The following is a 12,525-nucleotide window of genomic DNA, read 5'->3' on the forward strand; positions in this document are numbered from 1 at the left end:
AAGTGGAATGAGGACTATTGAATGAAACGTGCAGTGATTACTGGCCTGGGTATCGTTTCCAGTATTGGTAATAACCAGCAGGAAGTGCTGGCTTCCCTGCGTGAAGGCCGTTCCGGAATCACTTTCTCCGAAGAGATGAAAGATGCCGGCATGCGCAGCCATGTATGGGGTAACGTCAAACTGGACACTAACGGGCTCATCGATCGCAAAATCGTGCGTTTCATGAGTGATGCCTCAATCTATGCCTATCTGTCGATGGCAGAAGCAATCAAAGATTCCGGGCTGACGGATGAGCAGTACCAGAACAACCCGCGAGTTGGTCTGATTGCTGGTTCCGGTGGCGGTTCCCCGCGTTATCAGGTGTTCGGTGCCGACGCGATGCGTGGCCCGCGCGGCCTGAAAGGCGTTGGCCCGTACGTGGTGACCAAAGCGATGGCGTCCGGCGTCTCTGCCTGCCTGGCCACGCCGTTCAAAATCCACGGCGTCAACTACTCCATCAGCTCGGCGTGCGCGACGTCAGCACACTGCATCGGTAACGCGGTGGAGCAGATTCAGCTGGGCAAACAGGATGTGGTATTTGCTGGCGGCGGCGAAGAGCTGAGCTGGGAAATGGCCTGTGAGTTCGACGCCATGGGCGCGCTCTCCACCAAATACAACGAAACCCCGGAAAAAGCGTCGCGTACTTACGATGCCAGCCGTGACGGCTTCGTTATCGCCGGCGGCGGCGGTATGGTGGTAGTGGAAGAGCTGGAGCATGCGCTGGCGCGTGGTGCCCACATCTACGCTGAGATCGTCGGCTACGGCGCAACCTCTGACGGCGCTGACATGGTGGCACCGTCAGGCGAAGGCGCGGTGCGTTGCATGAAGATGGCGATGCAGGGTCTGGATACGCCAATCGACTACCTCAACACCCACGGCACGTCAACGCCGGTCGGCGACGTGAAAGAGCTGGGCGCGATTCGCGAAGTGTTTGGCGACAACACGCCATACATCTCTGCGACCAAAGCCATGACCGGTCACTCGCTGGGTGCGGCAGGCGTGCAGGAAGCGATTTACACCCTGCTGATGCTGGAGCACAGCTTCATCGCGCCAAGCATTAACGTGGAACAGCTGGATGACGCAGCGAAGGGTATGAACATTGTGACGCAGCCAACCGAAAAAGCGCTGACCACGGTGATGTCCAACAGCTTCGGCTTCGGTGGTACCAACGCCACGCTGACCCTGCGTAAATACCAGGCGTAACGCTTACGCTAATGCTCAAAGGCCGGTTAATCCGGCCTTTGTTGTTTTTGTCGCTGACGAATTTACCTTGCCAGCAGCCTTACCAGCTTTGCGCAGGCGCGGTCAATTTCGCCGGGCGCCAACGCCGCAAAGCCGAGTATCCAGCCCTGCTGTGGCGATGCGCCGGCGTAAAGGGGTGACAGCGGCGGCAGCAGCAGACTGTCGGCCTGCGCCTGTTGCGTGAGCCGCGCCTCATCTCCCTGTAATAACTCAACCGTCAATTGCAACCCGCCTGTTGCCGGCAGCGGCCGCAGCCACGGCTGCAGATGCTGTTCCAGCTGCGCCAGCAGCCGATCGCGCCGGCTATGATAGAGCTGACGCATCAGCCGCAGGTGGCTGGCGAAATAGCCTTGCTGGATAAATTCGGCGGTGATCGCCTGCGGCAGCAGGGCGCTGTGGCCGTCCAGTACGCTGCGCGCGCGACCCAGCGCCGTCACCAGCGCCGCGGGCACCACCATCCACGCCAGCCGCAGCGATGGAAACAGGGTTTTGGAAAAAGTCCCCAGGCTGATGACCCGGCTATCGGCTTCCATGCCCTGCAGCGCCGGCGCCGGGCGACCGTCATAATGAAATTCACTGTCGTAGTCATCCTCGATCAGCCAGCTATCGTGCTGACGTGCCCACGCCAGCCACTGCAGCCGCCGCGCGAGGCTCATCGGTGTGCCGGTCGGATACTGGTGGCCGGGCGTCAGATACACCAGTTGCGCCCGGCCGCTGAGTGGTAGCGCGCCCTGATCGTCCAGCGGCATGGCGCGGCAGCGGGCACCGGCGGCGAGAAAGGCGTTCCGCGCGCCACGGTAGCCCGGCTCCTCCAGCCACACTTCATCCTCTGCATCCAGAAACATCAGCACCAGCAGCTGCAGCGCCTGCTGTGAACTGGTGAGCATGATGACCTGCTCAGCCGTACAGCGCACGCCGCGCGACAGCGCCAGATAATCCGCCACCGCCTGGCGCAGCGGCGCATAACCGAGCGGATCGCCATAGCCCATCACCTGACTGCCCAGCGCGCGCTGTACGCTGTGGCTCAGCCGCTGCCACTGGCGGTGCGGAAACGCGCGCAGTTCCGGTGATCCGGCGGCAAAGGCGAGGGGAAAAGGGGGATCCTGGCAGCCACCGGTCGCCAGCACCTGCGTGCCGCGCTGCGAAAAGCGCGGTGCGCGCTGCGCTGTCGCCTTTTCCGCCGGTGGTGGCAGGGCGATAGCGACGAAGGTGCCGCGTCCGCTGTGCCGCTGCACATAGCCTTCGCTCTCCAGCTGGCTGTAAGCGGCTTCGACCGTCACGCGTGACAGCGCCAGATCGGCAGCCAGCTGGCGGCTGGAGGGCAGCTTCTGCCCGAAGCGCAAATGGCCGCTGATAATGGCCTGGCGCAGCGTAGCGCACAGCCGCTGACGTAAGCCGCCCTGCGTCTGATGGCGAAACAGCGGCAAAAAGGCATGGTGCATAATGGTCTTATCGCTACGGTCAAAGTGGTATCAGGATACAGACCACTTTGCCGTACACTGCAGGGACATCACAACAGGAGAATGCCATGTCAGCCGTTTTGTTTTATCCGCCCGCCAGCCCGCAGCACAGCGTGGCTTATTTGCAGCACAAACTCAGCTATTACACCGATGCCTGGGATCTGGCGGCGGATTTGGCGCAGGGCGTCACGCAGATTGTGGTGATTGATGCCCGCAGCCGCGACGCGTATCAGGCCGGACATATCTGCGGCGCGCTGTCGTTGCCGCATCGCGAGATGGATGCGGCCAGCACCGCTCGGCTCGATCGTCACCGCGTCTACGTGACTTACTGCGACGGCATTGGCTGCAACGGTTCGACCAAAGCGGCGCTAAAGCTGGCTGAGCTGGGGTTTCAGGTTAAAGAGCTGATTGGCGGGCTGGATTTCTGGAAGCGCGACGGCCACCCGATGGCGTGGGGCGCGGCGGCAGGCGAGTGGCCCGCCGCGGCACCCGCGGCGGAGTGCGGCTGCTGAGTGCGATGGCTTAACTACAGCAGCAGCCAGAGCAAAAAGAAGAACAGCGCCAGGCCGAGCACCAGCGTCAGCGCCGGGCGCTGCGCCAGTGGACGCGGCAGAATTTCGACAAACGGTGCCCAGATTGGCTGCGGACGCAGCTCGCTGTCGGCCAGCGGCGTTTCGCTGTTGCGCTCGGCGCGGCGGCTGAACAGCAGCATCAGCAGATCCTGGCTCTGCGCCGGCGTCAGCAACGTCTGCGGCGTGGCCTGGAAGCGCTGCAGGCTGTAATCCTCCAGCATGCGCTGCTCGTCGTGGCTCAGCGGCTGTTTGAGCGAGCTTTCCAGCAGCTGCAGCGTCGGCGCGCTGTGCTGGCTCAGCGTCTGGCGCACCTGTAAAAACTGCGTCAGCAGTGGGAAGTGGCGCGACGGAACCGGGTCGCCGCTTTTCAGATTGACCAGTTTCAGCGTGTCGGCCAGCACTTTTACCGGCGATTCCCCGGTCGCGGCGGCAAGGCGCGTGACCTGCTGGTTGAGCGCCTGCTGTTCGGCCGGTAACAGGGTGCGATCGGTAGTGCGCGTCTGCTGCGGCTGCGGGATTGCCATCTGACCGTTCTGCAGCATGGTCAGCACCTGACGCAGCTGATCCTGGCTCAGCGCGCTCAATACCGTCTGATTAAACTGCTGACGGATAAAGTCGCTCACCGCCTGACGATTGTTGCCCTGCGGCAGTTTTTCCAGCAGCTGCTGCAACAGCTGGCGCGTGGCGTGGCTGTTCTGCACTTGCGTCAGACGGCTGTTAAGATGCTGCTCGGCCGCCGGGAAGTGGCGCGACTGCAGCTCGGCGTCATTTTTTACGCCCACTTCATGACGGATGCCAGCCCACAGTTCGGGCGCTTTCAGCGTGCTAAGTGACATGATACGTACGATCAGGCGTTCCAGCGTGGTGCGCTGGGCCGGGGAGAGCGGCTGTTCACCTGCCGCAGCGCCGGGGCGGCCTGCGCCGTTAGCCGGGTTAACAGATGAACGATCGCCCGCGGGCACACCGGGACCGCTGAGAGGTTGCATGGCGGAATCCTTGAAAAACGAGTCAGATCCGGGTGCGCCGGAAAAACGATGGCACATGATAGCAAAAGCCCCCGGGAAATCCACGGGGGCGGCAGGGAGAAAAACAATAAGACACGGATTTATTCTGCGGCGGCCAGCTTCATGCGCTTGCGACGCCAGCGCTTCCACAGCGGCGGCACCACCAGCACGGCGACAGCCAGCACCAGCAGCACTTTACAGATCAGGCTTTCCCACAGAATCGGCAGGTTGCCGTTGCTGATTGACAGCGCGCGGCGCAGGTTCTGCTCCAGCATTTCGCCCAGTACAAAGCCAAGAATCAGCGGCGACATCGGGAAATCCATCTTACGCAGGATGTAGCCGAAAATGCCCAGCCCGACCATCAGCAGCAGGTCAAACGTAGTGCTGTGCACCGCATACACGCCCACCGCGGAGATGGCGGCGATCGCCGGCACCAGGAACCACAGCGGAATGGTCAGCATGCGTGCAAAGATGTTGATCATCGGGATGTTCATGATCAGCAGCATCACGTTACCGATCAGCAGCGCGGCGATCAGGCCCCATACGATGTCCGGCTGTTCGGTAAACATCGCCGGACCGGGCGTGATGTTATACAGCGTCAGCGCGCCGACCATCACCGCCGTGGTGCCGGAGCCGGGAATACCCAGCGTCAGCATCGGGATAAACGATCCGCAGGCTGAGGCGTTGTTCGCCGCTTCCGGCGCTGCCACGCCGCGAATGTCGCCCTTGCCAAACTGATCGCTGCCGCTGATTTTCTTCTCACTCATATAGGCAATGGCGCTGGCGATGGTGGCACCGGCACCTGGCAGCACGCCGACAAAGAAGCCAATGAACGAGGAGCGCAGCGTTGCGCCGGTAGCCTGCGCCGCTTCTTTCATGTTGAACAGCATGCGGCCGCTGGCGCGCACCATTTTCTGGCCGCTGCTGGTGGATTCCAGCATCAGCAGAATTTCGCTCACCGAGAACAGGCCGATGACCACCACCACAAACTGAATGCCGTCCGAGAGATGCACGCTGTCGAAGGTAAAGCGATAGACGCCGGTGTTGGCATCAACGCCCACCGTCGCCATGCCGAGGCCAATCAGCGCAGCAAGAAACGACTTCAGCGGATTGTGGCTCATCATGCTGCCGAGACAGGCAATCGCGAACACCATCAGCGCGAAGTACTCTGCCGGACCAAACGCCAGCGACCAGTTGGCGAGGATTGGCGCAAACAGAATGATGCCGATGATGGCGATGGTTGAGCCGATGAATGAGCTGACCGCCGAGATCGACAGCGCCACGCCGGCTTTGCCCTGCTGCGCCATCGGATAGCCATCCAGCGCGGTCATGATCGCGCCGGCATCCCCCGGCACGTTAAGCAGAATCGACGAGATGCGCCCGCCATATTCGCAGCCGATGTACACCGTTGCCAGCAGGATCAGCGCGGATTCCGCCGGTAAGTGCAGCGCAAACGCCAGCGGCATCAGGATCGCGACGCCGTTAATCGGCCCAAGCCCCGGCAGCAGGCCGACGATGGTGCCGATAAAGCAGCCAATCAGGGCGATCATCAGGTTTTCCGGCGTCATGGCGACGGCGAAACCCTGCATCAGAAAAGACCAGGTATCCATAATTGACTCCTGTTAACTGAACCAGCTGCCGACCGGCAGCGTAACGTCCAGCAGACGATCGAAGGCGTAAAACAGCGCCACACCCATTACCACACCGGAGAGGACGGCTGCCCACCAGCGTGCGCCAAACAGCATGCCGATGCCGAAGGTCAGCAGCGTGGTACACAGGGCAAAACCCAGCTTCTCAAACAGCCAGCCGTACACCATCAGCATTACGCACAGCGCCAGCAGCTTTTTCAGCGTTGCCGCCACCGGCCACTGTACGGCGTCCGGCTTGCGCAGCAGCATCATCACCGCGCAGATCGCCATCAGACCGAGCAGCAGCAGCGGGAAAGGACGCGGGCCAACCGGCTCGTAGCTGTACTCGCTTTGAATCTGCCAGGCGATAACCATCCCGACGATGCAGAGCACCAGCCACACCGCCGCAAAGATACGATCGCTCATCTGTGCCTCCGTTATTTCGCCAGGCCGAACGATTTCGCCTGTTCACGGTAATCTGCTACCTGTTTCTTGACGTAGGCGTCCAGCTCGCTACCGAACAGGTTGAACTCAAACAGGCCGCGCAGATCGCGCTGCTGCTGAAACTCTTTGGTGGTCACCAGTTTTTTAAACGTCTGTTCCCACCACTGATAATCGGCATCGCTGACTTTGGGGCCGAGGTAATAGCCGCGAATAATCGGCCACTCGACGTTGAAGCCCTGCTCTTTGGCGGTCGGGATGTCAGCCAGCTCACCCGGCAGACGTTTATCGCTCATTACCGCCAGCACGCGCATCTTGCCGCCCTGCAGGTGCGGCACCATTTCACTCATGTCGCCTGATACCACCTGGATGTGGTTGCCGAGCAGCGCGGTAACCGGTTCGCCGCCGCCTTCAAACGCCACATAGCGCATTTTGCGCGGATCGATACCGGCTTCCCGCGCCAGCAGCGCCGTTTTCATCCAGTCCTGGCTGCCGATCGACGCGCCGGCGCCGACCACCACTTTGGTCGGATCCTGTTTCATCGCCTCCAGCAGCTCGCCCAGCGTTTTCCACGGCGCGTCAGCGCGCACGGCGACCATGCCGTAGTCCGTACCAATGGCCGCCAGCCACTTCACGTCATCCACCGAGTAACGACCAAACTTGCCCTGCGACAGGTTCAGCAGCGACCCGCCGGAGAAGGCCACCAGCGTGCCTGCTTCGGCGGGCCGCTGCGCAATGATGGCGTTATATGCCACGGCACCGACGCCGCCCGGCATGTAGGTGACGCGCATCGGCGTGGTGATCTGCCCGGTTTCCTGCAGCGAAACCTGGATCAGTTTACAGGTCAGATCAAAACCGCCGCCGGGTTTGGCCGGGGCGATACATTCGGTCCGCTCGGGTGCCGCAGCCTGTGCCGCAGAAAGAGAAAAAGCCAGCAGGGTCGTGGCGAAGGCGGTGCGCATTGTTTTTTTCATCTGTCGCTCCATTGTTTCTTCCAGAGTGTGATTGCCACCGAACATTCGGGGTTGCTGAATTGTTAAAACAGCAACCTTTCATTTACCTTTCAGCCATCGGCAAAACTAACAGGATGTGATATGCGTCTCTTACTGGTGGAAGATACCGTCGAGCTGGCCAACTGGCTGCAGAAAGCGCTGACACAAAAAGGCTTCGCCGTGGACTGGGTGGCCGACGGCGTGGCGGCGGATCATGTGCTGCAAAGCGAAGACTATGCGCTGGTGGTGCTGGATGTGTCGCTGCCGCGGCTGGATGGCCTGGCGGTGCTGGCGCGCCTGCGCAAGCGCGGGCAACGCGTGCCGGTGCTGCTGCTCACCGCACAGAGCGCGCTGCAACAGCGCGTGCAGGGGCTGAATGCGGGCGCCGATGATTACCTCACCAAGCCGTTTGAGCTGGACGAGCTGGACGCGCGTCTGCGCGCGCTGCTGCGCCGCAGTCAGGGGCAGGCAACGCAGACGCAAAGCCTCGGCCAGCTGGAGCGCGATGCCGAAGGCTATTTCCTGCTGAATCACAAACCGCTGCCGCTGACGCCGCGCGAGGCCAGCGTGCTGTCGACGCTGATGCAGCGCCCGGGAAGGCCGGTGTCACGCCAGCATCTGTACGAGCAGACCTTTACGCTGGCGGATGAGGCCAGCCCGGAGAGCATTGAGCTGTATGTGCATCGGGTACGCAAAAAGCTGGCGGGCAGCGACGTGGCGATCGTCACACTGCGCGGCCTCGGCTACAGCCTGGAGTGCCAGCCGTGCGACTGATCCACTCGCTGCGCGGTGAACTGCTGGCGTGGCTGGGCGCGCCGCTGCTGCTGCTGTGGGGATTGTCGGTCTACACCCACTATCAGAGCGCGCTGCAGGCGGCAAATCAAGCCTACGATCGCTCGCTGCTGGCCTCGGCGCGCACCGTGGCCGAGCGGCTGGTGGTACGTCATCAGCGGCTGGAGGTGGATGTGCCGTGGGTGGTGCTGGACAGCTTTGAGCGCAACATGAACGATCAGCTGTTCTACCAGGTGATTTCGCCTGAAGGGCACACGCTGTCCGGCTACCCTGATTTACCGCTGGTGCCGGGCAACGCGCCGCTGTCTGATGTCTACCCGGCGCTGGTGCATTTCTACGATGCGCACTACCGCAAGCAGCCGATTCGCGTGGCCGCGCTGTGGCAGCCGGTGAACGAGGAAGGCGTGCAGGGCATGGCGCTGGTGCTGGTGGCGGAAACGCTTAACTCACGCCACGCCTTTGCCGACAGTCTGCTGCGCACCGCGCTGATCAGCCAGAGTTTTCTGGTGCTGATCACGCTGCTGCTGGCCGGGCTGCTGCTGCGTAAAGTGCTGCGCCCGCTGCGCCGGCTGTCGCGCATGATGCTGCGCCGTGCGCCGGGCGAACTGACGCCGCTGCCGTCGCTGCTGCCGTGGTCCGAACTGCAGCCGCTGATCGTCGCCTTCAACCGCCATCTGGAGCGGCTGCGCGGACTGCTGGCAAGGCAGGAGCGCTTTAGCGCCGATGTGTCGCACCAGCTGCGCACGCCGCTCACCATCCTGAAAACCCAGGTTGGCGTCGCGCTCAGCAGCGACGACCCGCAGCAGTGGCGCGAAAGCCTGCAGGGCATGCGTCATACGCTGGACGACACCGTCCAGCTCACCGATCGCCTGCTGCAGCTGGCGCAAATCAGGGCGCGCCACGGCGAAGACAAGCCCTTCAGCAAGGTCAACCTGAGCGACATCGTGCAGCAGGCCTGTTTCAGCGGCTATGCGGCGGCGCGGCGTAAACAGATCGATCTGGGCTTTGAAGAGCAGGCGGCGAGCCAGGTGCTGGGCGATGCGCTGCTGCTGGCCGAGCTGTGCGCCAACCTGCTGGATAACGCCATCAAATACACGCCGCACGGCGGCACGGTGACCGCGCGGCTGCGGCAAAAGGTGCTGAAAATTGAAGACAGCGGGCCGGGCATCGCGGCGGATCAGCAGCGGCAGGCGCTGCAGCCGTTTGGCCGGCTCGATCACGCCAGCCAGCCCGGCGCGGGCATTGGACTGGCGCTGGTGCAGGATATCTGCGCCTGGCACGGCGCTCAGCTGCAGCTGGACCGCAGCCCGCAGCTGGGCGGACTGCGGGTGACGGTTAGCTTTCGCTGATCGGCGGAGCCATCACGCGCGCTTTACGCAGCGGGGTTTTCAGCCGCTGCGCCAGGATCACCCCGACCAGCGTCAGACCGCCGCCAATCCAGTGATAAGCATGCAACTGTTCGTGCAGGAACAGCACGGCAATGAGGGCGGTAAACACCGGCACCACGTTCATGAAAATACTGGTGGTGCTGGCGCCGAGGCGCTGCACGCCAAGGATCCACAGGAACGGCGCCACAATCGAGGCAAACAGCCCGGCGAACAGCACCAGCGGAATATTGTCGGCATTCAGCGCCACCTCCGGCGCGTGCCAGAAGCCGGGCAGCAGCAACAGCACGCCGAAGAAGATTTGCACGTACAGGCTTTGCCACGTCGGCAGCGGGATTGCCCAGCGCTTCGTCAGTACGCCGTACAGCGCGTAGGAGGTTGAGGCCGCCAGCATCATCAGCTCGCCGTTGCCGAGGCGCTGGCTCAGCAGCTGCGCCGGGTTGCCGGCGCTCACCAGCCACACCAGCCCGGCAAACGACAGCAGGCCGCCAATCAGAATGCCGCGCGTCGGCGCAAGGCGCAGCACCACCAGGCTGAGCAGGATGGTCAGCAGCGGAATGGTGGCGCCAAGAATCCCCATCATTACCGCCGAAACGCTGTGTGCCGCATAATAGGCGAGGCTCTGGTACAGCACCATGCCGAGCAGGCCCAGCACCAGTAAGCGCCACAGCTGGGTTTTGATGGTGTGACGATGGCGCCATACGCCCGGCAGGCAGAACGGCGTAAGCACCAGCAGCGCCAGCAGCCAGCGGTAAAAAGAGATGGCAGCAGGATCGATGCTGCCGGCAGACAGCTTGCTGACGATGGTGTTGATCGACCAGATCAGCACCGCCACCAGCGGTAACAATAAGTTCATAGTACGGCTCCAAATGTAAATCGCGACTAGCTTACGTTTGACCGGTTTAAAGCAGATAGTTAAAATCGGACAAAATTCGTTAGTGACCGGACAGAATGAATCTTCAGGTTGAGTATCAGCCACCGCGCGACGCGCCGCTGCTGCGTTTTTTCATGCGCTATGAGCAAACCAACGCCAAAACCGAATACCTGCCGCACCAGCACGACTGGGGCCAGGCGATATTTGTCACCAGCCACGTGCTGGAGATGGAAGTGGAGGGCGAGCGGCTGCTGACGCCGGCCGAAATGCCGATCTGGATCCCGCCGGGCCAGCGCCACAGCAGCTACAACCACTGTCAGGCGCAGTTTCGCACCTTCAACCTTGCCGCGGATTTATGCGCCGGCATGCCGGAGAAAGCCTGCCTGCTGAGCGTGGACGCCATCGTGCACGCCATCATGAATGATTTTGCCCGCCGCGCGCTGGAGCAGCCGCAAAGCGACGCCGACTGGCGGCTGTGCGAAGTGCTGATTGATCGGCTGCGTCTTGCACCGGTGAACACCAGCTATCTGCCGATGTCCGACGATAAATTCCTCGCACCGATTCTGCGCGCGCTGGAAGAGAACCCGGGTGATAACACCACGCTGGCACAATGGGCGAAGCGCGTGTTTACCACTGAGCGTACGCTGGCGCGGCGCTGTCAGCAGCAGCTGCAGATGTCATTCAGCGAGTGGCGCCAGCGTTTACGCTTTTTGCGCGCGATTGCGCTGCTGGAGCAGGGCTGCAGCGTGCAGGGCATCGCCCACGAGCTGGGTTACAGTTCCGCCTCCGCGCTGATCGTGATGTTTCAGCAGCAGGCCGGCACCACGCCGGATCGCTATCGCAGTCGGTTAGGTTAATCCCCGGCTTTGTGCCATGATATGCCCCGTTTATTTCAAGCAGACAGGACCGCCGCCGTGAAAATTCTCGTCGATGAAAATATGCCCTACGCCCGTGAACTGTTCAGCCGCACCGGAGAGGTGGTGGCGGTGCCGGGCCGCCCGCTGCCGGCAGCCGAACTGCAGGATGCCAGCGCGCTGATGGTGCGCTCCGTCACCAAAGTGGATGCCGCACTGCTGGCCGGCACGCCGGTGAAGTTTGTCGGCACCGCCACTGCCGGCACCGATCATATCGATGATGCCTCGCTGACGGCGGCCGGGATCGGCTTCTCGGCCGCGCCGGGCTGTAACGCGATTGCGGTGGTGGAGTATGTGTTCTCGGCGCTGCTGCTGCTGGCCGAACGCGACGGCTTTGATCTGCGCGATCGCACCGTGGGCATCGTCGGCGTCGGTAACGTGGGCGGACGGCTGGCTAAACGCCTCGCCGCGTGGGGAGTAAAAACCCTGCTGTGCGATCCGCCGCGCGCCGATCGCGGCGATGACGAAGATTTCCACTCGCTCGACGCGCTGGTGGCCCAGGCCGATATCCTGACCTTTCACACGCCGCTGTTTAAAGACGGCCGCTACAAAAGCTGGCATCTGGCGGATGCCGCGCTGCTGATGGCGCTGCGCCCCAACACCATTCTGATCAATGCCTGCCGGGGTCCGGTAGTGGATAACGCCGCGCTGCTGGAGGTGCTCCGGTTGCGTAACGATCTCAGCGTGGTGCTGGACGTGTGGGAACCGGAGCCGGATCTCAACCTCAATCTGCTGGACAAGGTCGATATCGCCACTGCGCATATCGCCGGTTATACCCTTGAAGGGAAAGCGCGCGGTACCACTCAGGTGTTTGAGGCGTGGAGCGAATTTATTGGTCAGCCGCAGCAGGTGGCGCTGGACACGCTGCTGCCGCGCCCCGAGTTTGGCACCCTTACGCTGCACGGCAAGCTCGATCAGCCGACGCTGAAACGCCTGGTGCATCTGGTGTATGATGTGCGCCGCGACGATGCGCCGCTGCGCAAAGTGGCCGCGCAGCCGGGCGAATTTGATCGCCTGCGCAAGCAGTATGTCGAGCGCCGCGAGTGGTCTTCGCTGCAGGTGATCTGTGATGAGGCGGAGAGCGCGGCGCTGCTCAGTCAGCTTGGCTTCAGCGCCACGCTGCAGGCGAATCACTAATCTCTGATTTTTCTGAATTAATGGGCGATGCATGTCATCGCCTCT

The 12,525-nt window shown here is 62.3% G+C and carries 12 protein-coding genes; 6 read left to right on the forward strand and 6 right to left on the reverse strand.

The annotated features are described in order from the left end of the window. Positions 1–21: 21 nt before the first annotated feature. Positions 22–1,242, forward strand: a complete 1,221-nt coding sequence (fabB, locus tag AC6I79_RS06285; protein WP_021509164.1) for a beta-ketoacyl-ACP synthase I — start codon at positions 22–24, stop codon at positions 1,240–1,242. 62 nt (positions 1,243–1,304) lie between these two features. Here the strand turns inward: fabB and pdxR are convergent, their stop codons facing one another. Beyond that, a complete protein-coding gene (gene pdxR / locus AC6I79_RS06290; RefSeq protein ID WP_498027633.1) occupies positions 1,305–2,723 on the reverse strand; it encodes a MocR-like pyridoxine biosynthesis transcription factor PdxR in 1,419 nt (472 codons plus the stop codon). 86 nt (positions 2,724–2,809) lie between these two features. On the opposite strand from pdxR, the gene AC6I79_RS06295 reads away from it, so the two are divergent. Beyond that, positions 2,810–3,253, forward strand: a complete 444-nt coding sequence (locus AC6I79_RS06295) for a rhodanese-like domain-containing protein (RefSeq protein WP_058769886.1) — start codon at positions 2,810–2,812, stop codon at positions 3,251–3,253. A gap of 14 nt (positions 3,254–3,267) precedes the next feature. On the opposite strand, the gene flk is transcribed toward AC6I79_RS06295, so the two are convergent. From flk to AC6I79_RS06315, 4 genes are all read right to left on the reverse strand, one after another. Then, a complete protein-coding gene (gene flk / locus AC6I79_RS06300; RefSeq protein WP_059009109.1) occupies positions 3,268–4,299 on the reverse strand; it encodes a flagella biosynthesis regulator Flk in 1,032 nt (343 codons plus the stop codon). 119 nt (positions 4,300–4,418) lie between these two features. Then, positions 4,419–5,927 (reverse strand): tripartite tricarboxylate transporter permease, encoded by a 1,509-nt coding sequence (locus AC6I79_RS06305; protein ID WP_058782030.1) that lies wholly within the window; start codon positions 5,925–5,927, stop codon positions 4,419–4,421. A gap of 12 nt (positions 5,928–5,939) precedes the next feature. Continuing rightward, positions 5,940–6,371: a tripartite tricarboxylate transporter TctB family protein gene (locus AC6I79_RS06310; protein WP_058769887.1), complete on the reverse strand. Its 432-nt coding sequence runs from the start codon at positions 6,369–6,371 to the stop codon at positions 5,940–5,942. Between the two features lie 11 nt (positions 6,372–6,382). Further along, a complete protein-coding gene (locus AC6I79_RS06315) occupies positions 6,383–7,360 on the reverse strand; it encodes a Bug family tripartite tricarboxylate transporter substrate binding protein (protein ID WP_058769888.1) in 978 nt (325 codons plus the stop codon). 120 nt (positions 7,361–7,480) lie between these two features. Here AC6I79_RS06315 and tctD point away from each other — a divergent pair, with 120 nt between their 5' ends. Together tctD and AC6I79_RS06325 are read left to right on the forward strand one after the other, a co-directional pair. Beyond that, positions 7,481–8,152, forward strand: a complete 672-nt coding sequence (gene tctD, locus AC6I79_RS06320; RefSeq protein ID WP_104093057.1) for a transcriptional regulator TctD — start codon at positions 7,481–7,483, stop codon at positions 8,150–8,152. Further along, complete coding sequence (locus AC6I79_RS06325) at positions 8,143–9,519, forward strand: sensor histidine kinase (RefSeq protein WP_498027634.1); 1,377 nt, start codon at positions 8,143–8,145, stop codon at positions 9,517–9,519. Before tctD ends, AC6I79_RS06325 begins: the two co-directional genes overlap by 10 nt. Here AC6I79_RS06325 and AC6I79_RS06330 read toward each other — a convergent pair. Then, entirely contained in the window at positions 9,506–10,411 is a 906-nt protein-coding gene (locus AC6I79_RS06330; protein ID WP_059009116.1) for a DMT family transporter, read from the reverse strand. The genes AC6I79_RS06325 and AC6I79_RS06330 overlap by 14 nt on opposite strands. A gap of 95 nt (positions 10,412–10,506) precedes the next feature. Here AC6I79_RS06330 and AC6I79_RS06335 point away from each other — a divergent pair, with 95 nt between their 5' ends. After that, the gene (locus tag AC6I79_RS06335; protein ID WP_021509174.1) at positions 10,507–11,286 is read left to right on the forward strand and encodes an AraC family transcriptional regulator; all 780 of its coding nucleotides are present in this window, start codon (positions 10,507–10,509) and stop codon (positions 11,284–11,286) included. Positions 11,287–11,343: 57 nt separating this feature from the next. Then, on the forward strand, positions 11,344–12,480 hold the full coding sequence (gene pdxB / locus AC6I79_RS06340; RefSeq protein WP_498027635.1) for a 4-phosphoerythronate dehydrogenase PdxB: 1,137 nt from the start codon (positions 11,344–11,346) through the stop codon (positions 12,478–12,480). Positions 12,481–12,525: the final 45 nt, after the last annotated feature.

It is taken from the genome of gamma proteobacterium symbiont of Scutellera amethystina (assembly GCF_059730845.1).

Coding starts and splice junctions, on each gene's coding strand:
- fabB (WP_021509164.1), top strand. CDS start 22: ATGAAACGTGCAGTGATTACTGGCCTGGGTATCGTTTCCAGTATTGGT.
- pdxR (WP_498027633.1), bottom strand. CDS start 2,723: ATGCACCATGCCTTTTTGCCGCTGTTTCGCCATCAGACGCAGGGCGGC.
- AC6I79_RS06295 (WP_058769886.1), top strand. CDS start 2,810: ATGTCAGCCGTTTTGTTTTATCCGCCCGCCAGCCCGCAGCACAGCGTG.
- flk (WP_059009109.1), bottom strand. CDS start 4,299: ATGCAACCTCTCAGCGGTCCCGGTGTGCCCGCGGGCGATCGTTCATCT.
- AC6I79_RS06305 (WP_058782030.1), bottom strand. CDS start 5,927: ATGGATACCTGGTCTTTTCTGATGCAGGGTTTCGCCGTCGCCATGACG.
- AC6I79_RS06310 (WP_058769887.1), bottom strand. CDS start 6,371: ATGAGCGATCGTATCTTTGCGGCGGTGTGGCTGGTGCTCTGCATCGTC.
- AC6I79_RS06315 (WP_058769888.1), bottom strand. CDS start 7,360: ATGAAAAAAACAATGCGCACCGCCTTCGCCACGACCCTGCTGGCTTTT.
- tctD (WP_104093057.1), top strand. CDS start 7,481: ATGCGTCTCTTACTGGTGGAAGATACCGTCGAGCTGGCCAACTGGCTG.
- AC6I79_RS06330 (WP_059009116.1), bottom strand. CDS start 10,411: ATGAACTTATTGTTACCGCTGGTGGCGGTGCTGATCTGGTCGATCAAC.
- AC6I79_RS06335 (WP_021509174.1), top strand. CDS start 10,507: ATGAATCTTCAGGTTGAGTATCAGCCACCGCGCGACGCGCCGCTGCTG.